We start from the raw sequence: 21,546 nt of genomic DNA, 5'->3' as shown, positions 1-21,546 counted from the left end.
TTAAAGGACATCTTTATGTCAATGAATCGCCGAGAATTTTTGCAGGTATTAGCCGTAGCTTCTGCTGGAGGTATGGTTTTAAATACTGACTATGCAAGTGCGCAAGTTGCAGCTAATAAATTTTATGATTTGCCTCGTTTTGGTAATGTTCATTTCTTGCATTTCACAGATTGTCATGCGCAGTTAAAACCTATTTATTTTCGCGAACCTGATGTCAATTTAGGTTTTGGTTCTCAGTTTGGGCAGACGCCCCATTTGGTGGGGGAGCATTTATTAAAGGCTCACAATATTAAGCCTGGAACGCCAGAGGCTCATGCGTTTACTTATTTGGATTTTGAAAAAGCGGCAGCTACATACGGTAAGGTTGGTGGCTTTGCCCATTTGGCAACCTTAGTTAAAAAAATGAAGGCTAGTCGACCTGGCGCTTTATTGCTTGATGGTGGTGATACTTGGCAAGGCTCAGGCACCGCTTTATGGACTAATGGCCAGGATATGGTAGATGCTTGTTTGGCTTTGGGCGTTGACATCATGACGCCTCATTGGGAGATGACGCTTGGTGAGGAGCGCGTCAAAGAGATTGTTGAAAAAGACTTTAAGGGTAAGGTTTCTTTCTTAGCGCAAAACATTAAGACTAATGATTTTGGTGATCAAGTATTTGATCCTTATGTTATCCGTGAAATGAATGGTGTGAAAGTGGCCATCATTGGTCAGGCTTTCCCCTATACACCAATTGCTAATCCTCGTTATATGGTCGCTAATTGGACATTTGGTATTCAAGAAGAGCATATGCAGCAAATGGTGCAAGAGGTTCGTGCCAAAGGGGCTAAGGTTGTTGTAGTGTTATCGCACAATGGTATGGATGTGGATCTTAAGATGGCTAGCCGCGTAACGGGTATTGATGCGATCATGGGTGGTCATACGCATGATGGTGTGCCAACGCCAGTTAAAGTGAAGAATGCTAGTGGTGTGACTTTGGTCACCAATGCTGGATCAAATGGTAAATATTTGGGTGTTTTAGACTTCAAAGTGAACGCCGGAAAGGTTAGTGATTTCCGCTATAAATTATTGCCTGTGTTTTCTGAAATGATTCCGGCTGATTCTGCTATGAATCAGTTGATTAGCAAAATGAGAGCTCCTTTTGAGTCAAAACTTTCTGAGAAGTTAGCGGTAACGGAAGGGTTGTTGTATAGACGAGGCAATTTCAATGGCAGTTTTGATCAGTTAATTCTAGATGGGTTAATGGCGGTGAAGAATGCCGAGATAGCTTTTTCACCGGGTTTCCGTTGGGGTACATCGCTATTACCAGGTCAAGCTATTACGATGGAGCATTTGTTAGATCAAACAGCTATTACTTATCCTTGGACAACCGTTAGCACCATGAGTGGTGAGATGATTAAAACGATTTTAGAGGACGTGGCTGATAACTTATTTAACCCAGATCCTTATTATCAGCAAGGCGGTGATATGGTACGTGTGGGTGGGCTTCAATATGATATTAATCCCACGGCGCAGGCTGGTAAGCGAATTAATAACATGATGCTACGTGGTCAACTAATTGATCCAAATAAGTCTTATAAGGTGGCAGGCTGGGCTCCGGTGGCAGAGGAAGCTAAGGCTGTAGGTGGTGAGCCCATTTGGGATGTGATGTCTAAATATTTACGAGACATCAAAACTGTGAAAGCTAAGTCTCTAAATATGCCAAAAATTGAAGGTATCAAAGGTAATCCGGGGTTTGGTGTTTAACTGGTAAAACATTAGAGGGGGGGCTATGTGACCGGGGTTTATTTAGTTCTTTCTGGTCTAGTCTTGGGGTGGGCTTTGTCGGGGGCTCACTGGAGGATTTTATTTAAACCGACAGTTCTCCCTTCTGTTGTAGGTGGGATATTGGCTTTAGGGCTTGCATGGAACATTAAAGCCAATATGTCAGGGATGGCAGCAGAAACCTTGGTAGGACTTTCATTCCAATTTTTTGGGGCTTCTTTGTTGGTGGCCATGTACGGGGTTAGACCAGCGATTGTGATGCTAGCCTTTGTGACGGCTCTGGTTGCATTGGTGAGTTCTTGGGGTATTGATCAGGCTTTAAAGCAGTTTTTTATTTTAGGCGTCTTGCCAGCAATCACAGCATGTGGCGCCATGCAGATTATTTCTAAGCTTTTTCCTAAACATTTATTTATTTTTATTCTAGGCCATGGCTATGTGGCTGGCGTATTAAGTGTGATTGTGCCGGGAGTTATTTTGATGGTGGCGCAACAGACGATGTTGCCTACCGTAGCAGGTTTATCTATGGATATGACAGATTGGTTGGTGACATTGATCATTTTGTCTTTTACAGAAGGGTCTCTCTCGGGGATGCTTTTGGCGGTTTTTGTTATTTATAGGCCCAATTGGGTTCCTAGATTCGATGATCAAGCTTATTTAAAGATTCCATCTGAACCTACAAAAATGCCATAAAATACTAGGCTTATAAGGTTTAGAGATCATGCCAGAAATTAATTTAGCTCTTATTCAATCACAAGTGCTTTGGAGCACATTTGCTGTAACAGTTATTTTGGGAATTGTTATGCAGAAAACTCGTTTTTGCACGATGGGTGCAATTACTGATGTGATTGTTATGGGGGAGTGGACTCGGATGCGCCAGTGGTTGATGGCAATGGGAGTTGCCATTATTGGAGTTGGTTTTTTAACTTCCACAGGTTTGATTGATTCAGGAAAATCCATTTATACCGGGTCCAAAATTACTTGGCTATCAACAATTGTTGGTGGTCTATTGTTTGGTTTTGGTATGGTGCTTGCCTCTGGTTGCGGTAGCAAAACATTGGTCCGAATTGGTGGTGGTAGTTTGAAGTCTCTAATTGTGTTTTTGACGCTAGCCCTTTCTTCTTATATGACTCTAAAAGGGATTTTTGGTGTGTTGCGGGTTAATACTGTGGATACAGTTTTTTTCACATTAACAACAACACAAGATTTGCCTAGTGTTTTATCACCGATTTTGGGTGTATCTAAAGCGGTCCTTCAATTATTAATTGCTTCGGTATTAGGCGGGGCCTTCATTTTATTTGCTTTATCAAAGAAACATTTTTGGACATTAAATAACTTTTTGGCCGGACTGGGTGTTGGCGGTGCTATCTTGGCTATATGGTGGATTTCAGGTCAGCTAGGTTACGTTGCGGAAGATCCTAATACATTAGAAGAGGTGTTTGTTTCGACAAACTCTGGTCGGATGGAAAGCTTAACTTTTGTGGCACCTTATGCATACCTGATTGAGTGGTTAACGTTCTTTAGCGATGTAAGCAAAAAACTAACTTTGGGAATTGTTTCTGTTATTGGTTTGGTGGTTGGTTCCGCTGTTTATTCATTGATTACTAGAACATTTCACTGGGAAACATTCAGAAATGCTGAAGACACCGCTAATCATTTGTTGGGCGGAGTTTTGATGGGGGTTGGGGGTGTTACCGCATTAGGTTGCACAATTGGTCAAGGTTTAGCTGGAATTTCAACTCTGGCAATAAGCTCATTTATTGCTTTTATTGGATTTGTGGTTGGTGCCGCACTTGCGATGAAATATTTAAACTGGAGAATGTTGCCGCCACCTTGTGAGCCAGTTATTGCTAGTGGTAGTTCAAATTATTCAAATGGAGGATGTGGCATGCCACTTCAAATCGCTTGTCATACCGAGCAGTTCGGAACTTTGGGGCAAATCATGCCGGAGGATGTGGCGGAAATTGCTCGCCAGGGTTATAAGTCAATTATCAATAATCGTCCAGATGGTGAGGGTGGAGCAACTCAGCCCTTAAATGCTGAAGTTGAGGCTGCTGCAAAAGCGCTTGGTTTGAACTATGCTTATCTGCCCGTAGTAAGCGGTCAGATTACCTTGGAGCAGGCTCAAGAAATGGCTCGTTTACTGGCAACGATGCCGACCCCTGTATTGGCGTTTTGTCGCTCTGGTGCTAGGTCAACGAATCTCTATATGCTGGCTCAGCAGATTTAATTCTGAGCCAATTTAGAGGTGTTTTTGCTATCCTGAGCACTTAAAAGTCAAGCGATTTTGTTTCCTTTTGAGTGCTTTAAGTTGCCTTGAACCCTAGATAATTTCGAGATTCTTGGACTAAAATCTGAGAATGAATTCAAGAATATTTAAAACTACTTTATCTACATTAATCATTTCTCTGCTAGTTGCTTGCGGAGCTAAATCTGATGATGCGCCATTGCCGCGCCTTGTTAAAGTTGTCGTTGTTGGCCAGGTTAGTGTGCCCGCCACTACTTCTTCATATTCCAAAAATCCAGATGCTTTAACTTTTGATGCCTCTGGCAAAGTTTTAGAGATTTTGGTTTCTAAAGGACATAAGGTAATTGCTGGTCAAGCTTTGGCTCGCGTGATGCCAACAAGTATGTCTATGGCAGAGTCTTCTGCCTTAACGAGCTATCGAGCTGCAAAAGCTGAGCTCCAGTCAGCAGAGGGCGATTTCCGCCGCTATTCTGATTTAAGAGATAAAAATTTTATTTCTGCCTCTGAGTTTGAGCGTCGTGTTGCGGTTATCGAGGGAGCTAGAGCCAAGTATGAGCAATCATTAGATCAGTTGGGGTTTGTGACTTTAAGAGCACCAGATCAAGGGGTTGTGGGCGATATTAAATTGCAATTAGGTCAATCTGTTAGCTCAACGGATGTGGTAGCAAAAGTAGTGGTTACGGAAAAGAAAATAGCACAAAAGAAAACTAATAAAGATCAGATATATTTGCCTACAACAGCTATACATAGTGATGGCGTGTCCGTATTTAAATTGAAGTTAGATGCTGGTTCTGATTCCATTGGTGTATTGGAATTAGTGCAACTCAAGCTAGGTCAGGCTGATGAAAGTAGTGTGCCTGTATTGTCCGGTTTAGCTAATGGTGATGTGGTAATCGCTACGGGTTGGCATGCTTTAAATGTTGGCCAAAAAGTTCGCATTGCATTAAAAGACAAGGCGAATTAAATGAGTTTCGGAAAATTCAACTTATCGCGTTGGGCGATTGTTAATGCTTCTTTGACTCGTTACTTGATGGTTGCTCTAATGGTGTTGGGGATTGGGGCTTACTTTCAGTTGGGGCAAGATGAGGATCCGCCATTTACTTTTAGGGTGATGGTTATTCATACGATGTGGCCAGGGGCCACTGCGACCCAAATGTCTGATCAGGTGGCTGATAAGATTGAAAAAATTCTTCAAGAAGTGCCTTATGCTGACAAGATTAGAAGCTTTTCTCATCCTGGTGAGTCCACTATTATTTTTCAAGTAAAAGATAGCAGCCCTCCTAAAGATGTGGCTAATATTTTTTACACCGTTAGAAAAAAGATAAATGACTCTAGAAGTGTTTTGCCTGTTGGAGTGCAGGGACCATTTTTCAATGATGATTTTGGAGATACCTATGGCGTTATTTATGCCATGTCAGCCAAGGGTTACACGCCTGCTGAGGTAAGAGACTTTACGGTATATGTCAGACAAAGGTTGCTTCAGGTTAAAGACGTTGGAAAAGTTGATATTTATGGTTTGCAGGATGAGCAGGTTTATGTTGAGCTATCTAGAAAGAGGATGGCTCAATATGGTTTAAGTCCAGCTACGGTTGCTCAGCAATTGAATCAGCAGAATGCGATTGAAGGTGGCGGTAACCTCGAGTCTAAAAACTTTTCTCTGCCAATTAGAGTTGGTGGTCCATTTGAGAATGTTTCAGATTTAAAAGCGATGCCATTGCGTTCGCCAACGGGCGCATCATTGCGCTTGGGTGATATTGCAGAGGTACGTCGATCGCCGGTGGATCCTGCTGAAAGCAAGGTGCGTTACCAAGGCGAAGAGCTAGTGGCTTTGGGGGTCTCCATGGCGCGTGGTGGGGATATTGTTCAATTGGGTAAGGTGTTGGCTTCGGCAACACAGGCAATTGAAAAAGACCTACCTTCTGGTGTTAGCTTGTCCTTGATTCAAAATCAGCCTCAAGTTGTAGCTGGGTCAGTGAAAGAGTTTTTGGGAACTCTATTAGAGGCGCTCATTATTGTTCTTCTCGTGAGCTTGTTGGCTTTAGGTTTGCATAGAAATCCATGGCGCATTGATCCTTGGCCAGGTTTGGTGGTGGCAATTAGTATTCCGTTAGTGATGGCCGTTACATTTTTGGTGATGTATTTATCTGGAGTGGGCCTTCATAAAATTTCCTTAGGCTCGTTGATTATTGCTTTGGGTTTATTGGTAGATGATGCCATTATTGTTGTAGAAATGATGGTTAGAAAACTCGAAGAAGGGGCTGATCGTTTAAAAGCAGTAACTGCTGCTTATGAGTTGACGGCTATGCCGATGTTAACGGGCACTTTAATTACAGCGGTTGGATTTTTGCCTATTGGTATTGCTAAGTCAGCGGTTGGTGAATATACCTTTGCAATTTTTGCCGTGACAGCTGCTGCCTTAGTTATTTCTTGGTTTGTTTCGGTTTTATTTGTGCCTTATCTAGGATATTTGTTGCTGAAGAAGCCTGCTCATGCAACGCCAGCCGGTGAGTCACATGAACATTTTGATACACCGTTTTATCAACGTTTTAAATCTGTTGTTAGTTGGTGTATTGATAACCGTAAAAAAACAATCATCGCCACGATTGCTAGTTTTTTCATCGGTATTATTGGTATGGGGCAAGTTCAGCAACAATTCTTCCCGGATTCATCTCGCCCCGAAATTTTGATTGATCTTTATATGGCTGAAGGCACAAGTTTTGAGGCTACTGAGGATGCCGCTAAACGTGTTGAATCAACTATTCTTGCGCAGAAGGGTGTGCAATCTGTCACGATGTGGATTGGTAATGGTGCGCCTAGGTTCTTCTTGCCTTTGGATATTATTTTTCCAAGAACGAGTGTGGCGCAGGCCATCATTATTGCTGAGCCAGCGGAGCGTGATCGCTTGGTTAAGGAATTGCCTACTCACTTAGGTGAGGCTGTGCCTGATGCTCGTATTCGTACTAAGCTGTTGCCTAACGGACCTCCTGTTGCTTATCCAGTTCAGTTTAGGATTGTTGGTAGCGATCCTATTAAGTTGAAAGAAATTTCTCTTCAATTCAAAGAGATGATGCGTCAATCACCTTTGTTAAATGGCGTGAACGATAACTGGAATGAAAATCAGCCAGTTGCGAAAATTGAAGTTGATACTGCTAAAGCCCGTGAGTTAGGAGTTCCTCCTCAGGTGATCGCGCAGACTCTATCGAGTCATTTTGGCGGCGTAACCATTGGTCAGTACCGAGAGTCTGACCGTCTTTTGCCAATCGTATTGCGCTTACCGCGACATGAGCGCGATCAAATTGCTGATATTAACGATACGATGCTCGCAACGGTCACGGGGACTCCTGTGCCGTTAGCGCGTATTGCTCAAGTTAAAGTAGTTTGGGAGCCAGCAACTGTATGGCGTGAGAATAGAGAATACGCTTTAACGGTTCAGGCTGACGTTAATCCTGGCGTGCAGGGACCAACGGCGACGACAGTATTGATGGGGCAGTTTAAGCCGTTAATTGATCAATTACCGCCAGGTTACAGAATTGATATTGGTGGTTCTGTGGAAGAAAGTAGTAAGGGGCAGATGTCAATTATGGCCGGTATGCCTATTATGCTTTTTATTACATTTACATTGTTGGTGATTCAGTTAAAGAGTACATCTAGAGCATTCTTAGTGTTGCTAACGGGTCCATTGGGTATTTGTGGTGTTGCAATGTCATTATTACTACTTAACCGACCTTTTGGTTTTGTGGCCTTATTAGGCTTTATCGCCTTACTAGGGATGATTATGCGTAACTCGGTCATTTTGATTGATCAAATAGAGCAGGGGCGTGCAGCTGGCGTTGCTGCGCGTCAGGCAATTATTGATGCGTGTGTCAGTCGTTATCGTCCGATTATTTTGACGGCAGCTGCTGCAGTATTAGCGATGATTCCGTTATCTAGAAGTGTTTTCTGGGGGCCTATGGCTGTTGCCATTATGGGGGGGTTAATTGTCGCAACTGCTTTGACTTTGTTATCTTTGCCTGCAATGTATGCTGCTTGGTTCAAGATTGATAAGCAGACGCCTTAAAAAATCTTTATCTAATTATGCGTATTGAGATTCCGCAGGAAAAAAAGTTTGTCCATGAATCTATCATCCCAATTCGTTGGGGTGATATGGATGCCTTGGGACATGTTAATAACGCAGTCTATTTTAGATATATTGAGCAGGCTCGAATTAACTGGTTGGATAGCTATCAATTAAATATTCAAAGAGACGGACAAGGTGTTGTCGTTGTAAACGCTTTTTGTAACTTTATGAAACAGGTTACCTACCCAGCTGATTTAATTGTTAAAACATATATCGCCAACCCAACTCGAGTGGGGGTTGATACATTTAATTTAATGTCATTAACCACTGACCCAGATACGGTTTATGCAGCAGGTGGCGCCACAATGGTTTGGGTTGATTTCAAAGCGCAGAAGGCTGTTTCTTGGCCGGCTGATATGAAAGAAAAATTTAGAATTTAAGCGTTACAGTGCTTTTAATCAGGTTTTTTCAATAAAGAAGCAAGTAGTGGGTTTAGTTTGGCTGACGACTTTTTATCTTTTTTGGATTTAACATCCTGTTTTGGAACAGAATTTTTCATTTGGTTGGCAACCGCTAAGCCAGCGTTCTTATAGAGATCAGTTTTCTTCATAGGCTGACACTTTACCTGATTGATTTAAAAGATGTTTTTAAGACCCATATTTGTCAGGTCAACGCAATCATACTAGGATATTTTTCTGGTGATAATCTATGTTTAAAACTTGCCAGTAAGGTAAGTCTTATATAAGATATAAGTCTTAGAATATTGGTTTATTTAATTGTCTAAATAGAGAGGGAAAGACTATGTTGAAAGCCTATCGTGACCATGTCGCTGAACGCGCGGCACTAGGTATTCCACCGCTACCATTATCTGCTCAGCAGACTAGTGAGTTGATTGAGTTGTTGAAAAACCCACCTAAAGGTGAAGAGTCAACATTAGTTGAATTGATTACGTATCGTGTGCCGGCTGGCGTGGACGATGCGGCTAAAGTTAAAGCCTCTTATTTAGCAGCGGTTGCGTTTGGTAAAGAAAAAACACCATTAATTACTCGTGAAACAGCAACGCAGCTACTAGGTACGATGCTAGGCGGTTACAACATTTCTCCTCTCATTGATTTGTTAGATGATGCTGCAGTAGGCAAGATTGCTGCTGATGGTTTGAAAAAGACTTTGTTGATGTTTGATCAATTCCACGACGTTAAGGAAAAGGCAGACAAGGGTAATGCTAATGCGAAGGCTGTATTGCAAAGCTGGGCTGACGCTGAGTGGTTTACTAGCCGACCAGAAGTGCCGCAAAGCATGACGTTGACTGTATTTAAAGTAACTGGTGAAACAAATACCGATGATTTGTCTCCTGCGCCAGATGCTTGGAGCCGTCCAGATATTCCTTTGCATGCTTTAGCAATGTTGAAGAACCCGCGTGATGGTATTGAGCCACAAGAGCCAGGTAAGGTTGGCCCAATTAAGCAGTTAGAAGCTTTGCAAGCTAAAGGTAACTTGGTTGCTTATGTTGGTGACGTGGTTGGTACAGGTTCTTCACGTAAGTCAGCAACTAACTCAGTGTTGTGGTTCACGGGCGAAGATATTCCTTATGTACCAAACAAGCGTTTTGGTGGTGTTTGCTTAGGTAGCAAAATTGCTCCTATTTTCTATAACACGATGGAAGACGCAGGCGCGTTACCAATTGAATTAGATGTTAATAGTATGAATATGGGTGATGTAATTGAATTGCGCCCATATGAAGGTAAAGCGCTAAAAGACGGCAAAGTGGTTGCTGAATTTAAAGTTAAATCAGACGTGTTGTTCGATGAGGTGCGTGCTGGTGGCCGTATTCCATTGATTATTGGCCGTGGCTTAACAACTAAGGCACGTGAAGCATTAGGATTACCTGTTTCCACATTGTTCCGCTTGCCAACAAATCCAGCTGATTCTGGTAAAGGTTTCTCATTGGCGCAGAAGATGGTGGGTCGTGCATGTGGCTTACCTGAAGGTAAAGGCGTTCGCCCAGGTACCTATTGTGAGCCTAAGATGACAACCGTTGGTTCACAAGATACAACGGGCCCAATGACTCGTGATGAGCTAAAAGACTTAGCTTGTTTAGGTTTCTCTTCAGATATGGTGATGCAGTCTTTCTGCCATACAGCTGCTTATCCAAAGCCAGTTGATGTGAAGATGCACCATGAGCTACCTGACTTTATCAGTACGCGTGGTGGTGTTGCTTTGCGTCCAGGTGATGGTGTGATTCACTCATGGTTAAACCGTTTGTTATTGCCAGACACAGTAGGTACGGGTGGTGACTCACATACTCGTTTCCCAATTGGTATTTCTTTCCCGGCTGGTTCTGGTTTGGTAGCATTTGCTGCAGCCACAGGCGTTATGCCTTTGGATATGCCTGAGTCTGTATTGGTGCGTTTTAAAGGCAAGATGCAGCCTGGCGTAACTTTGCGTGATTTAGTGAATGCAATTCCTTTGTATGCAATCAAGCAAGGCCTATTAACCGTCGAGAAGAAGGGTAAGAAGAACATTTTCTCTGGCCGTATTCTTGAAATTGAAGGTTTGCCAGATCTTAAAGTTGAGCAGGCCTTTGAGTTGTCTGATGCGTCTGCAGAGCGTTCAGCTGCTGGTTGTACCGTGCATTTAAATAAAGATCCAATTATTGAGTACATGAACAGCAACATTACATTGATGAAGTGGATGATTGCTAATGGTTACTCAGATGCTCGTACTTTAGCTCGTCGTATTAAAGCGATGGAGGCATGGTTGGCTAAACCTGAATTATTAAAAGGTGACGCTGATGCTGAGTACGCTGCGGTTATTGAGATTGATTTGGCAGATGTGCACGAGCCTATCGTGGCGTGCCCTAATGACCCAGATGATGTGAAGACATTGTCAGAGGTTTCTGGTGCAAAAATCGATGAAGTATTCATCGGCTCTTGCATGACTAACATTGGTCATTTCCGTGCTGCATCTAAATTGCTAGAAGGTAAGCGTGATATTCCTGTTAAGTTATGGGTTGCTCCTCCGACGAAGATGGATGCGCAACAGTTAACAGAAGAGGGTCATTATGGTGTATTGGGTAGTGCTGGCGCACGTATGGAAATGCCGGGTTGCTCCCTCTGTATGGGTAACCAAGCTCAAGTTCGTGAAGGTGCAACGGTTATGTCTACATCAACACGTAATTTCCCGAATCGCTTAGGTAAAAATACCTTTGTTTATTTAGGTTCTGCTGAATTGGCTTCGATTTGTTCTAAGTTGGGTCGTATTCCAACGAAGGAAGAATATATGGCTGACATTGGTGTGATTAATGCAAGCAGTGCTGACATCTACAAGTACATGAACTTTGATCAGATTAAAGATTTTAGTGATGTAGCTGATAAGGTATCTGCTTAATCAATTGATAAGCTAGACCAAAAAGGCTCCTTAGGGAGCCTTTTTTAATGCTTAATCATCATTGAATAACCGCTTGCCTAGCTTTTTGTAATTTATTCCAGTGTAGTACCGAGAAAACAAATAAAGGTATAAATGCTAGAAACATAAGTCTTGGAATAATGCTCGCAACCCAACAAACGCCGGCAGCAAGTCCCATGTTGTAGCCGGTGTCGACTTCTTTTTTCAAACGACCAGCATTTTGCATGCGGCCAAACCCCTCTTGAATAGCTTTAATTAAAAAGAAAAACCAAATTACATTGAAAACTGGGATTAATAGTAGCCAGGCCATCCCTGGTGATTGGGTGCGCATTTCAGGGTCAATGGCGCGCAATGTTTTGCTAATAGCATTAATGTAAAGAACGAAAAAAATAAACGGGATAACTATTAGAAGAGCCAGCATATGAATCATTCTCCCTTTCTTAACTGTTTTATACGAAAATAGCTTACCTCCATCATAGATAAAAAAAGTTCCATATGTCCATACTCCTAAACGCTGATGAATCTCAATTGGTACTAGTCGATTACCAGGCTAAGTTGATGCCTGCCATTTATGATGCTGATCAGGTTTTGGTCAATGCACTTAAGTTAGCTAAAATAGCTAAGCTTCTTAAATTGCCAATCTTTGCCACAGAGCAATATCCAGAAAAGCTAGGGGAGAATCCGCCTGAGTTAAAAGCCTTGTGCCAGAAAACACTCACCAAGATGCATTTTGGAGCTTGTGAAGATGGTCTTGGCGAATGGTTAAGGGCTCCAGCTAAACCACAAGGAAACGCCCGTAGTTTGCCTAAGCATTTACAACGTAAGCAAGAACCTCAAGATGAGAGGAATACGATTGTTCTTGCTGGCTGTGAGGCTCATGTCTGCTTATTGCAGACAGCATTAGGTTTAATTGATGAGGAGTTTGATGTTTGGGTTGTGACCGATGCTTGTAGCTCTAGAACTGAGGCTAATCGCGATGCAGCTTTTGATCGATTGGCTAGTAATGGTGCTGAATTGGTAACTACAGAGATGGTGATTTTTGAGTGGTTGCAATCCTGCGAGCATCCCGCTTTTAAAGCGGCTTTAGATTTGATTAAATAAATACCCTTATAGATCCTTTTTAGGCTATATCGATGTTCTTCCCTAGCTCTTGTAGGTCTTGAGGGTATAGCCAACGCCATTGGCCTTCCGCCAAATCTGTTGGCATTGTGTATGCGCCAATTGTTGATCGATGGAGCCCAGCGACATGATTGCCTGCTGCTGCTAGCATCCGTTTTACTTGATGGTAGCGCCCCTCAACTATCGTCATAGCTAATAATTTATCCTCTTTTTGCACGCAAGCTTTCGCGAAACATGGTTTAGGGTCATCGTCCAAAATGACGCCATTTAACAGATGATCGATTTGTTTCTGAGTGATAGGCTCCGCCGTGGTGATATCGTAAATTTTTCCAATGTTTTTTTTGGGGCTGGTCATTTTGTGAATAAATTGACCGTCATCGGAAAGTAGTAGTAGCCCTGTGGTGTCCCAGTCGAGGCGGCCAACACATTGAATCCCTCTTTCAATAAGCGGTTGAGGCAGTAAGCCGTAAACGCTAGGGTGGTGACTGGTTTTGTGGGAGCATTCATAGCCAACGGGCTTATGGAAGGCAACATAGGCCTTTTCATGGAACTCCCAAGCTTGGCCATCTACCTCTAATTGAAGGTTTTCTGGGGGTATTTTTTCTTCGGGGTCTTCTGCTAAGACCCCATTAACCTTGACTAGATCAGCATATACGAGGTCGCTGCAATAGCGGCGGGTGCCAAAACCTTGGCTAAATAGTATTTTTTCTAAAGTTAAAGGTTTTGCCATGCTTATTCAGGTATTCATATAATGTTCAAAATGACTGATTCTGAGGATACTACAGAGTACAGTTGAACTAATATAAAGAATAAGGAGATAGGGGTATGCCAATCATTACCAATATTGAAGATTTAAGAATTCTTCATAAAAAACGTACACCGAAGATGTTTTATGACTACTGTGATTCGGGGTCTTGGACTGAGTCAACCTATCGGTCTAACGAGGCAGATTATCAAAAAATAAAACTTCGCCAAAAAGTGGCAGTGAATATGGAGAACCGTACCACTAAAACTACGATGGTTGGTCAGGATGTGATGATGCCTGTTGGTTTGGCCCCGACAGGGTTAACAGGTATGCAACATGCTGATGGTGAAATTCTTGCTGCTAAGGCTGCTGAGAAATTTGGAGTGCCATTTTGCTTGTCAACGATGAGTATTTGTTCGATTGAAGATGTCGCTGAGCGAACTACGAAGCCTTTTTGGTTTCAGTTATATGTCATGAAAGATCGATTTTTTATTGAGCGCCTAATCGAGCGCGCTAAAGCGGCAAAATGCTCTGCATTAGTACTGACTTTAGATTTGCAGATCTTAGGGCAACGTCATAAAGATATTAAAAATGGTTTAACTGCCCCTCCTAAATTAACTATTCCTAATATCATCAATATGATGACTAAACCACGTTGGTGTCTCAATATGGCGATGACACCTCGCCGCACATTTAGGAATATTGTGGGGCATGCAACAGGGGTTGGTGATATGTCATCACTTTCTTCTTGGACTGCTGAGCAGTTTGATCCAGCTTTAAGTTGGGCAGATGTGGAGTGGATTAAGAAATTGTGGGGTGGGAAGTTAATCATCAAAGGTATCTTGGATGAAGGAGATGCGCGTTTAGCAGCTAACTCTGGCGCTGATGCTTTGGTAGTTTCTAATCATGGGGGGCGTCAGCTAGATGGTGCTGTTTCAAGTATCCATGCTTTGCCAGGTATTGTTGATGCAGTTGGTAAAGATATCGAGGTTTGGGTGGATGGTGGTATACGTTCTGGACAAGATGTTCTAAAAGCATGGGCTTTAGGCGCGCGAGGCACTTTAATTGGCAGACCTTTTTTAAACGGTTTGGGAGCAATGGGTGAGGCGGGTGTAACTAAATGCCTTGAGATTATTCATCGAGAGTTAGATTTAACGATGGCATTTACAGGTCATCGCGATATTCAAAACGTTACAAAAGATATTTTGTATCCGGGTACATTTTAATAAGGGTAGGTCATGATGAGTCCGATGGCGCTAGGTGAAAGTATTCAATTGGCAGTGGCACCTGTTTTTTTATTAACAGCTGTTGCTGGCATGATTGGTGCTATGACGCAACGTTTAGGTAGAGTGATTGATAGAGCTAGAGTTTTGCATAAGGAAATTTCTGTTGAGGGTCTTAAAGACAGTATTCGAAATGACTATGACCAAGAGTTAAAAAATATCGCAAAAAGAGGGCGCTTGATCAACGTGGCGATGATTATGTTGGTATTTTGCGCCATCATGATTGGTTTAACCGTGTTGGAACTTTTTTTCGCCGATACATCTGGTGGGAAATTGCTAATTTCTAACTTTGTGTTGTATACATTTGTTGGTGGTATTGGTTCTTTTGTCTTGGCATTAATTACTTTGTTATTTGAAGTGTTAATTGCCTCTTATTCCATTCGTTGGAAACCTCATCAGTAATTTTTAAGTATCTATTCTGGAGATTGCCGTGGCTATTTATCAACTAAAAGATAAGAAACCTTCCATTCATGCTAGTTCTTATGTCGCTAAAGAGGCGACACTGATTGGTGATGTGGTTCTACATGAGGACTCGAGTGTATGGGCTGGTGTGGTTGCGCGAGGAGATAACGAGCCAATCACGATTGGTAAAGGTAGTAACGTTCAAGAGGGTACCATCATGCATACGGATATCGGTTGCCCATTGACCTTGGCCGATGGTGTCACAGTGGGACATCAGGCGATGCTTCATGGTTGTACGATTGGGGAAGGATCCTTAATTGGTATTCAAGCTGTAGTGCTTAATCGTGCGGTGATCGGTAAAAATTGTTTAGTAGGCGCTGGCTCTGTTGTTACTGAGGGAAAGGTTTTTCCTGATAACTCTTTAATCCTCGGTTCTCCTGCTAAAGTTGTTAAAGAGTTATCGCCAGAGGCTATCGCGGGATTGAAAGCTAGTGCACAACACTACATCATGAAGAAAAATCTTTTCAAAGAACACTTGGTGGAAATTTTATAAAAAAGATCGAGCCATGATTTCAGGGTTGGTTCAGATACTTCTTTGGCAAGGTTTAGGAGAGTTAGTCTCCCATTTTTTATTGCCTATTATTCCCGGCCCAGTTTTAGGGTTGATATTTCTGTTGATATTTTTATTGGTGCGGAGGCACGTTAATGCCTCCCTATCTTTAGTATCTGATGCGTTTAGTCAGCATTTAGGAGTGTTGTTTATTCCAGCAGCTGTCGGAGTTGTTTTATTTTTGCCTCAGCTTCGTGCTCATGCTTGGTCTGTTATAGCGGCGTTATTAGTAAGTGTTGTGTCAACGATTGCTGTGACGGCTCTGGTTTTGCGTTTTACTGCAAAAAGGGATGCTCATGACTCCTGATGGCCTAAAAATTGCAGAGATATGGGTATACCTATCGGGTAGTCCTTTATTTGCTTTGATTTTGACTTTGACTGCCTACCAAGTTGGACATTTGTGTTACCAGAAGACTGATAAGTATCCATTGGCTAATCCGGTAGCTATTGCGGTGTTATTGGTAGCTATTTGTTTATATGTCGTTGATATGCCTTATCAAACATATTTTGAGGGCGCTCAGTTTGTTCATTTTCTATTGGGAACGGCAACGGTATCTTTAGCTGTTCCTATTTATCGTGGTATTAGCTCTTTGAGATCTAGATTGATTCCATTGCTAGTTGCCTTGCTGTGTGGTGGAGTGGTCTCAATTGTTAGTGCTGTTGGTGTTGCGACATTGTTGGGGGCGGATGCTGCAATTATTGGAGCTTTTTATCCTAAGTCTGTGACAGCGCCAATCGCAATGGGTATCGCAGAGAGATTAGGTGTTTCGCCCACGCTAACAGCTGTTTTTGCCATCGTAACTGGTATCTTAGGGGCAATGTTAGGTAGTACGATCCTAAATCTACTGGGGATGAAACAATGGTGGCAACGAGGCTTTGCCATGGGAACTGCAGCGCATGGCATTGGGACATCAAGGGCGTTTGCCGTTCATCCAGAGGCAGGCACTTATGCTAGTTTGGCGATGGGCTTGCATGGCATTCTAGGAGCTTTACTGATTCCTCTTTTGAAGAATTATCTTTGAAGATTCATCATCGTATGAGCTACTGATAAAAGTAGTGAATCACGTCCTTTCCCCGCTACTAATTGAATGCCAATGGGTAAACCGTTGGGGCCCAGATGCAGTGGAAGCGTGATGCAAGGTAGGCCCATGAGCGTCCACGTTCGGCAAAAAATTGGATCGCCGGTTTGGGCCAGCCCTTTGGGGGCTTCACCAATAGCGCTTGGTGTAATGAGTATGTCTACATCGTGGTTGAATAATCGATTTAGTTCCATTTGCGCTGTCTGCGCGATTTCTAAATCTTTGGAGTAGCTTTCATAGCTAATAGCATTGCCTAGTTTAATTAAGCCTTTTAATTGTTGGCTTAATTGCTCTGAATAATTGTTTTGTTCAAAAGTAAAACTTTTTGTTGCTTCAAATGACATGATGCGACTGTGTCGTTCTGACATGTCAGAAAATAGGGCGGGCAGTTTATAGTCTGCAATCGGAGTATTGAAGAGCTTACCTATGTCGATGCTGGATTGATAGATGGCATCAATTGTTTCTTTGGATGCAAGCGAGCCATCAGCTGTTAAGCATGTGGCAATTTTGATGTGCGCATTAATATTTTTAATATTTGCTAACTCCCGGTCGCCTGTCATGGCAGCAACGCATAAAGCTGCATCTTCTACTGTTCTGCTAAAACTACCTAAAGTGTCTAATGACGGCGATAAGGATTTAGATCCACCTAAACTAATTTTTCCAAAAGTGGGTTTGTAGCCAATGACACCACAAAAGGAAGCTGGTCTAATAATGGATCCAGCAGTTTGACTGCCTGTGGCTAATGGAACCATGAAATCAGCCACAGCAGCAGCCGAACCACTAGAAGAGCCTCCTGGGGTATGTTTAGGGTTGGCTGGGTTGGTCGTTGGTCCGCCCTTGAAAGTTGCAAATTCAGTTGTAACGGTTTTCCCTAATAAAACACCTCCAGCTTGTCGCATCATAGCAATATGTACGGCATCTGCACTAGGTCGATTGTTGGCGTAAATGGGTGACCCATAAGATGTTGCAAAGTCATGGGTATCAAATAAGTCTTTGGCGCCAAATGGAATGCCATGCAACATACCTTGATTAGCAGATCGATCTAAATACCTTGCTCGTTCAATGGCAGCAGGAAAATTGTTTGAAACCCAAGCATGCGTTATGGGTTCTTTTTCTTCTATGTGCTCGATGCATGCTCGAACTAGCTGCTCAGCTGTCAGTTCATTTGACTGGATTTTTTTAATGGCATCTGTTGCTGATAGAAGATAGGGGGCTGTCATGGGATTATCTTACCCTTGATGAAAACTTTGTGCTCAAATAGACGTATGAGTTCACATTTACCGGTTTGGTTAAAAGAAGATTCTGGTCAATCAAACGCCTATGTTTTGGCTCTCTATTGCCAGCCAGGAGCTAAGAAAACTGAAGTTCAGGGTGAGCATGACGGACGTTTAAAAATTAGGCTTGCAGCACCGCCAGTTGAAGGTAAGGCTAATGAAGCTCTGGTATTTTGGATATCAAAGCAACTTCATATTAGTCGCACATCTGTTGAGTTATTGGCTGGAGATTTAAGTCGATTAAAAAGAGTGAGAGTGTCTGGTGTGAGTTCTGAAGTTATTCAGGAGACATTTCACTTGGCCAATTAACCATAAAGGCTTAGATGTAATTACTTATAATAATCATAAGCAACATGATTCTCTTTCAACGATTGGAGGGGATAAAAATTCAAATGCGTATTTAAGTTGTTTCGTAATGCAAATAAAGAGCAAATTGATGCTTATTCGAAATATTTGCACTCATTGTCATTGACTGCATTGATTGCAGCCATCGGTATGTCATTTTCTGATATTGAAATTGTGATGTATGAGTTAAAAACTTTAGCTCTTTTGCTGGCTTCAACATGTTTATTTCTGATGGGAAGCTATATCTTGAAGGAAAAAGAATGAATAGAGAAGTTTTTGGATTTTTAATACTTGGTGTTGCTATGCTATTTGCATTTTGTATTTTTTGTTATGCTGAAGCAAGCCGCTCTAAATCTAATGATGAGTCAAAAGATAAAAGTCCTAAAGAAGAGAATCAAGATATGCTTAAGTCAGATTTTAAGACCTAGTATGAGGGATACCTAAGACCATGTAAGTATATTTAAAAACCCGCTAGATGATGAGCGGGTTATTTTTTTTGTGGAGATTTTGTTCTGGCTTTATTTTTATTGGTCGTGCCTGCGCGTGGTGGTAGGCCAGTATGTTGAGTGAGCATTTTTCCGCGAGCAGGCTTTTGTGGCACTGAAAAGTCCCGTGGGTTATGTGCTACAGGAGCGACTGCTTTTCCTAGCGATGAGTTTTTTCGACGAGGACTTTGATAGCTGCCATCCGTTGTTGGTTGATAGTTCGGAATTAAATGGTGCTTACCATTGCCAATAAGATCAGCGCGCCCCATTTTCTTTAATGCTTCACGTAAAAGAGGCCAGTTATTAGCATCGTGATAACGCAAGAAAGCTTTATGTAAACGACGACGTTTTTCGCCACGAACAATATCCACTGTTTCACTATCTCTTGTGACTTTGCGTAGAGGATTTTTGTTGGTGTGATACATCGCTGTGGCGGTGGCCATAGGAGAGGGGTAAAAAGTTTGAACTTGATCCGCTCTAAAGCCATTTTTCTTTAGCCAAACAGCTAGGCGCATCATGTCTTCATCACTGGTACCAGGATGAGCTGCAATAAAGTAAGGAATTAAATATTGTTCTTTGCCAGCTTCTTTTGAGTATTTATCAAATAACTCTTTGAATTTATCGTAAGCACCCATTCCAGGCTTCATCATTTTCGATAAAGGGCCTTGTTCTGTGTGCTCTGGCGCGATCTTCAGGTAGCCCCCGACATGATGGCTAACTAGTTCTTTGATATAAGCAGGAGCTTTGACTGCTAGGTCATAGCGAAGGCCTGAGCCAATTAATATTTTTTTAATTCCTGGGAGTGCTCTAGCGCGACGATAGAGTTGGATTAGTGGCGTATGGTCTGTATTTAAATTAGGGCAAATATCTGGGTAGACACAGGATGGTTTGCGGCAGTGGGCTTCAATTTCTTTTGATTTGCACGCGATGCGATACATGTTCGCCGTTGGTCCACCTAAGTCAGAAATGATGCCGGTAAAGCCAGGAACTTTATCTCTAATATCTTCAATTTCTTTGATGATGGAGTTAGATGATCTATTTTGAATAATGCGACCTTCGTGTTCAGTAATAGAGCAGAAAGTACAGCCGCCAAAGCAACCACGCATGATATTGACTGAAAAACGAATCATGTCCCATGCTGGAATTTTGGCATCTCCATATGATGGATGCGGAGCTCGTGCATAAGGTAAATCAAAAACCAGATCCATTTCTTGGGTTGTAAGAGGGACAGCAGGAGGGTTTAGCCAAACATCACGAATAGATGCACCTTCACCATGTTGCTGCACCAAAGCTCTTGCATTGCCCGGGTTTGTTTCAAGATGCAGCACGCGATTTGCGTGAGCATATAAAACAGGATCTCTTTTTACCGCCTCATAGCTCGGTAGGCGAATAACTGTGGTGTCTCTTTCTAAGCGTTTTTTAGGGCTTGGAATAATTTGCACCGCTTGAGTTGTAGCGTTATCTAGTGAACCATCTGTTTTTTTGCAGCTAGTACCTTGATTTTGAGCTTGCTCATCAGGAGTTAAGTAAGGGTTGATAGGGGCATCAATCGTGCCAGGGATATCAACGGTACTTGAATCAATTTCTGTAAATCCAGGAGCTGGATGTCGTCTTACAAAAGCTGTTCCTCTGATATTGTTGATTTGGCCAATTTCTTCGCCTTTGGCTAGGCGATGGGCGATTTCAACAACAGCTCTTTCGGCATTACCGTATAAAAGAATGTCTGCTTTAGCGTCAATCAGAATTGAGCGACGTACTTTGTCTTGCCAATAATCATAGTGCGCAATACGGCGTAATGATGCTTCAATGCCACCCATCACAATAGGAACTTCGGGGTAGGCTTCTCGGCATCGTTGTGCGTAAACAAGGGAGCAACGATCTGGGCGTTTGCCGCCAATGCCACCAGGAGTGTAAGCATCGTCACTACGAACTTTGCGATCAGCCGTATAGCGATTGATCATGGAGTCCATGTTGCCAGCGGCTACACCAAAGAAGAGGTTGGGTTTGCCCAATCCTTTAAATGGGTCTGCAGATTGCCAGTCAGGTTGAGCAATGATGCCAACTCTAAAACCCTGTGACTCTAATAATCGACCAATAATGGCCATGCCAAAACTAGGGTGATCCACATAGGCATCGCCAGTAACAATGATGATGTCGCAACTATCCCAACCAAGCTGATCCATTTCTTTCTTGCTCATAGGTAAGAAAGTAGATGTGCCAAAGCACTCAGCCCAGTATTTAGGGAAAGAATCGAGTGTTGGAGCGCTTGGAATTAGCGATAGAGGTACGGGGGCATTCACAGGCGTAATTTTAGGCTTTTTAAGCTTTTCTTGCTTGTTATGGCTTATGGAGCAACGGTGGGTCTTAAATTTTCATTCTGGTGGCTTTTTTGACGCCAACAATAGTAATAAACGCTTGTTTGATGGCTTGAACTTCGGATTCTTCAAGTCCTCCCATCAATTTTCCTAAATAAGCGATATGACGGCGTATGCCACCATGACTGCGAACATGAGCAGTTTGATGAAGAGCCTCTAGAAAGTCCTCTGGCAAAGGCATTTGTTTCCATTTATCTGGGGTTAATTGGCTAATTTCCTCAGCTAAGTTATGGCGAGCTTCTAGACGGCGTTTAATTTCCGATTTGCTCGGTTTTTCAAACGCTGGATCTTCTTCCTGGTAATTTGATTGCTTCATAATGCTATTTTCGCAGACTCCTGCAAATACTGATAGAAAAGTAAA

General features: G+C 42.5%; 22 protein-coding genes and 1 pseudogene. 17 read left to right on the top strand and 6 right to left on the bottom strand.

Features of this window, described 5'->3' with window-relative positions; translation table 11 throughout:
* Positions 1-21: 21 nt before the first annotated feature.
* The 7 genes and pseudogenes from soxB (at position 22) to ICV01_RS05160 (ending at position 8,503) form a co-directional block, all read left to right on the top strand.
* Positions 22-1,743 (top strand): thiosulfohydrolase SoxB, encoded by a 1,722-nt coding sequence (gene soxB / locus ICV01_RS05190; RefSeq protein WP_215289150.1) that lies wholly within the window; start codon positions 22-24, stop codon positions 1,741-1,743.
* A 27-nt stretch (positions 1,744-1,770) separates the two neighbouring features.
* Positions 1,771-2,451, top strand: a complete 681-nt coding sequence (locus ICV01_RS05185) for a hypothetical protein (protein ID WP_215286442.1) — start codon at positions 1,771-1,773, stop codon at positions 2,449-2,451.
* Between the two features lie 28 nt (positions 2,452-2,479).
* Positions 2,480-3,580 (top strand): annotated as a pseudogene (locus tag ICV01_RS05180) (YeeE/YedE family protein); the annotation flags it as partial.
* The gene (locus ICV01_RS05175) at positions 3,557-3,988 is read left to right on the top strand and encodes a TIGR01244 family sulfur transferase (RefSeq protein ID WP_371817476.1); all 432 of its coding nucleotides are present in this window, start codon (positions 3,557-3,559) and stop codon (positions 3,986-3,988) included. The pseudogene ICV01_RS05180 and the gene ICV01_RS05175, both read left to right, overlap by 24 nt.
* Before the next feature lie 130 nt (positions 3,989-4,118).
* Positions 4,119-4,970 (top strand): efflux RND transporter periplasmic adaptor subunit, encoded by an 852-nt coding sequence (locus ICV01_RS05170; RefSeq protein WP_215286441.1) that lies wholly within the window; start codon positions 4,119-4,121, stop codon positions 4,968-4,970.
* On the top strand, positions 4,971-8,063 hold the full coding sequence (locus ICV01_RS05165; RefSeq protein WP_215286440.1) for an efflux RND transporter permease subunit: 3,093 nt from the start codon (positions 4,971-4,973) through the stop codon (positions 8,061-8,063).
* Positions 8,064-8,080: 17 nt separating this feature from the next.
* Positions 8,081-8,503, top strand: coding sequence for a thioesterase family protein (locus ICV01_RS05160; RefSeq protein ID WP_215286439.1), 423 nt, complete (start codon positions 8,081-8,083; stop codon positions 8,501-8,503).
* A 14-nt stretch (positions 8,504-8,517) separates the two neighbouring features.
* On the opposite strand, the gene ICV01_RS05155 is transcribed toward ICV01_RS05160, so the two are convergent.
* Entirely contained in the window at positions 8,518-8,673 is a 156-nt protein-coding gene (locus tag ICV01_RS05155) for a hypothetical protein (RefSeq protein ID WP_215286438.1), read from the bottom strand.
* 191 nt (positions 8,674-8,864) lie between these two features.
* Here ICV01_RS05155 and acnB point away from each other — a divergent pair, with 191 nt between their 5' ends.
* On the top strand, positions 8,865-11,450 hold the full coding sequence (gene acnB, locus ICV01_RS05150; RefSeq protein ID WP_215286437.1) for a bifunctional aconitate hydratase 2/2-methylisocitrate dehydratase: 2,586 nt from the start codon (positions 8,865-8,867) through the stop codon (positions 11,448-11,450).
* A gap of 58 nt (positions 11,451-11,508) precedes the next feature.
* On the opposite strand, the gene ICV01_RS05145 is transcribed toward acnB, so the two are convergent.
* On the bottom strand, positions 11,509-11,898 hold the full coding sequence (locus ICV01_RS05145; RefSeq protein WP_215286436.1) for a hypothetical protein: 390 nt from the start codon (positions 11,896-11,898) through the stop codon (positions 11,509-11,511).
* 71 nt (positions 11,899-11,969) lie between these two features.
* Here ICV01_RS05145 and ICV01_RS05140 point away from each other — a divergent pair, with 71 nt between their 5' ends.
* On the top strand, positions 11,970-12,569 hold the full coding sequence (locus ICV01_RS05140) for an isochorismatase family protein (protein ID WP_215289146.1): 600 nt from the start codon (positions 11,970-11,972) through the stop codon (positions 12,567-12,569).
* A gap of 19 nt (positions 12,570-12,588) precedes the next feature.
* Here ICV01_RS05140 and ICV01_RS05135 read toward each other — a convergent pair whose 3' ends face one another.
* The gene (locus tag ICV01_RS05135; protein WP_215286435.1) at positions 12,589-13,317 is read right to left on the bottom strand and encodes a pseudouridine synthase; all 729 of its coding nucleotides are present in this window, start codon (positions 13,315-13,317) and stop codon (positions 12,589-12,591) included.
* 95 nt (positions 13,318-13,412) lie between these two features.
* Between ICV01_RS05135 and ICV01_RS05130 the strand changes: the two genes are divergently transcribed.
* Genes ICV01_RS05130 through ICV01_RS05110 form a run of 5 tightly spaced genes read left to right on the top strand, consistent with a single transcriptional unit; the run spans position 13,413 to position 16,649 of the window.
* Positions 13,413-14,558, top strand: a complete 1,146-nt coding sequence (locus ICV01_RS05130) for an alpha-hydroxy acid oxidase (protein WP_215286434.1) — start codon at positions 13,413-13,415, stop codon at positions 14,556-14,558.
* 12 nt (positions 14,559-14,570) lie between these two features.
* Positions 14,571-15,017 carry a DUF2721 domain-containing protein gene (locus ICV01_RS05125; RefSeq protein WP_215286433.1) on the top strand — a complete coding sequence of 149 codons (447 nt, stop codon included), beginning with the start codon at positions 14,571-14,573 and terminating at the stop codon, positions 15,015-15,017.
* A gap of 28 nt (positions 15,018-15,045) precedes the next feature.
* On the top strand, positions 15,046-15,570 hold the full coding sequence (locus ICV01_RS05120; protein WP_215286432.1) for a gamma carbonic anhydrase family protein: 525 nt from the start codon (positions 15,046-15,048) through the stop codon (positions 15,568-15,570).
* A gap of 13 nt (positions 15,571-15,583) precedes the next feature.
* A complete protein-coding gene (locus ICV01_RS05115; RefSeq protein WP_215286431.1) occupies positions 15,584-15,934 on the top strand; it encodes a CidA/LrgA family protein in 351 nt (116 codons plus the stop codon).
* Positions 15,924-16,649: an LrgB family protein gene (locus tag ICV01_RS05110; RefSeq protein WP_215286430.1), complete on the top strand. Its 726-nt coding sequence runs from the start codon at positions 15,924-15,926 to the stop codon at positions 16,647-16,649. Before ICV01_RS05115 ends, ICV01_RS05110 begins: the two co-directional genes overlap by 11 nt.
* Here the strand turns inward: ICV01_RS05110 and ICV01_RS05105 are convergent.
* Positions 16,640-17,926 carry an amidase gene (locus ICV01_RS05105; RefSeq protein WP_215286429.1) on the bottom strand — a complete coding sequence of 429 codons (1,287 nt, stop codon included), beginning with the start codon at positions 17,924-17,926 and terminating at the stop codon, positions 16,640-16,642. The two genes, ICV01_RS05110 and ICV01_RS05105, sit on opposite strands and share 10 nt — an antisense overlap.
* Positions 17,927-17,971: 45 nt before the next feature.
* Here ICV01_RS05105 and ICV01_RS05100 point away from each other — a divergent pair, with 45 nt between their 5' ends.
* From ICV01_RS05100 to ICV01_RS05090, 3 genes are all read left to right on the top strand, one after another.
* Complete coding sequence (locus tag ICV01_RS05100) at positions 17,972-18,289, top strand: DUF167 domain-containing protein (protein ID WP_215286428.1); 318 nt, start codon at positions 17,972-17,974, stop codon at positions 18,287-18,289.
* Positions 18,290-18,385: 96 nt separating this feature from the next.
* Entirely contained in the window at positions 18,386-18,589 is a 204-nt protein-coding gene (locus ICV01_RS05095; protein ID WP_215286427.1) for a hypothetical protein, read from the top strand.
* Positions 18,586-18,753: a hypothetical protein gene (locus ICV01_RS05090; RefSeq protein ID WP_215286426.1), complete on the top strand. Its 168-nt coding sequence runs from the start codon at positions 18,586-18,588 to the stop codon at positions 18,751-18,753. Before ICV01_RS05095 ends, ICV01_RS05090 begins: the two co-directional genes overlap by 4 nt.
* Before the next feature lie 59 nt (positions 18,754-18,812).
* Here ICV01_RS05090 and ICV01_RS05085 read toward each other — a convergent pair whose 3' ends face one another.
* Positions 18,813-21,110, bottom strand: a complete 2,298-nt coding sequence (locus ICV01_RS05085; RefSeq protein WP_215286425.1) for a YgiQ family radical SAM protein — start codon at positions 21,108-21,110, stop codon at positions 18,813-18,815.
* Positions 21,111-21,174: 64 nt separating this feature from the next.
* Positions 21,175-21,501, bottom strand: a complete 327-nt coding sequence (gene yjgA, locus ICV01_RS05080; protein ID WP_215286424.1) for a ribosome biogenesis factor YjgA — start codon at positions 21,499-21,501, stop codon at positions 21,175-21,177.
* Positions 21,502-21,546 lie beyond the last annotated feature (45 nt).

Source organism: Polynucleobacter sp. MWH-Spelu-300-X4, assembly GCF_018687515.1.
GTDB lineage: Bacteria > Pseudomonadota > Gammaproteobacteria > Burkholderiales > Burkholderiaceae > Polynucleobacter.
Note: the sequence above shows the minus strand (reverse complement) of the source record. Positions and strands in the feature narration are given on the sequence as shown.

Bases quoted from the DNA above. Each gene is read 5' to 3' on its own strand.
- ICV01_RS05115 (WP_215286431.1), top strand. From the start codon at position 15,584: ATGATTTCAGGGTTGGTTCAGATACTTCTTTGGCAAGGTTTAGGAGAG.
- ICV01_RS05100 (WP_215286428.1), top strand. From the start codon at position 17,972: ATGAGTTCACATTTACCGGTTTGGTTAAAAGAAGATTCTGGTCAATCA.
- acnB (WP_215286437.1), top strand. From the start codon at position 8,865: ATGTTGAAAGCCTATCGTGACCATGTCGCTGAACGCGCGGCACTAGGT.
- ICV01_RS05090 (WP_215286426.1), top strand. From the start codon at position 18,586: ATGAATAGAGAAGTTTTTGGATTTTTAATACTTGGTGTTGCTATGCTA.
- ICV01_RS05165 (WP_215286440.1), top strand. From the start codon at position 4,971: ATGAGTTTCGGAAAATTCAACTTATCGCGTTGGGCGATTGTTAATGCT.
- yjgA (WP_215286424.1), bottom strand. From the start codon at position 21,501: ATGAAGCAATCAAATTACCAGGAAGAAGATCCAGCGTTTGAAAAACCG.
- ICV01_RS05175 (WP_371817476.1), top strand. From the start codon at position 3,557: ATGAAATATTTAAACTGGAGAATGTTGCCGCCACCTTGTGAGCCAGTT.
- ICV01_RS05110 (WP_215286430.1), top strand. From the start codon at position 15,924: ATGACTCCTGATGGCCTAAAAATTGCAGAGATATGGGTATACCTATCG.
- ICV01_RS05125 (WP_215286433.1), top strand. From the start codon at position 14,571: ATGATGAGTCCGATGGCGCTAGGTGAAAGTATTCAATTGGCAGTGGCA.
- ICV01_RS05155 (WP_215286438.1), bottom strand. From the start codon at position 8,673: ATGAAGAAAACTGATCTCTATAAGAACGCTGGCTTAGCGGTTGCCAAC.
- ICV01_RS05105 (WP_215286429.1), bottom strand. From the start codon at position 17,926: ATGACAGCCCCCTATCTTCTATCAGCAACAGATGCCATTAAAAAAATC.
- ICV01_RS05170 (WP_215286441.1), top strand. From the start codon at position 4,119: ATGAATTCAAGAATATTTAAAACTACTTTATCTACATTAATCATTTCT.
- ICV01_RS05160 (WP_215286439.1), top strand. From the start codon at position 8,081: ATGCGTATTGAGATTCCGCAGGAAAAAAAGTTTGTCCATGAATCTATC.
- ICV01_RS05145 (WP_215286436.1), bottom strand. From the start codon at position 11,898: ATGATTCATATGCTGGCTCTTCTAATAGTTATCCCGTTTATTTTTTTC.
- ICV01_RS05130 (WP_215286434.1), top strand. From the start codon at position 13,413: ATGCCAATCATTACCAATATTGAAGATTTAAGAATTCTTCATAAAAAA.
- ICV01_RS05135 (WP_215286435.1), bottom strand. From the start codon at position 13,317: ATGGCAAAACCTTTAACTTTAGAAAAAATACTATTTAGCCAAGGTTTT.
- soxB (WP_215289150.1), top strand. From the start codon at position 22: ATGAATCGCCGAGAATTTTTGCAGGTATTAGCCGTAGCTTCTGCTGGA.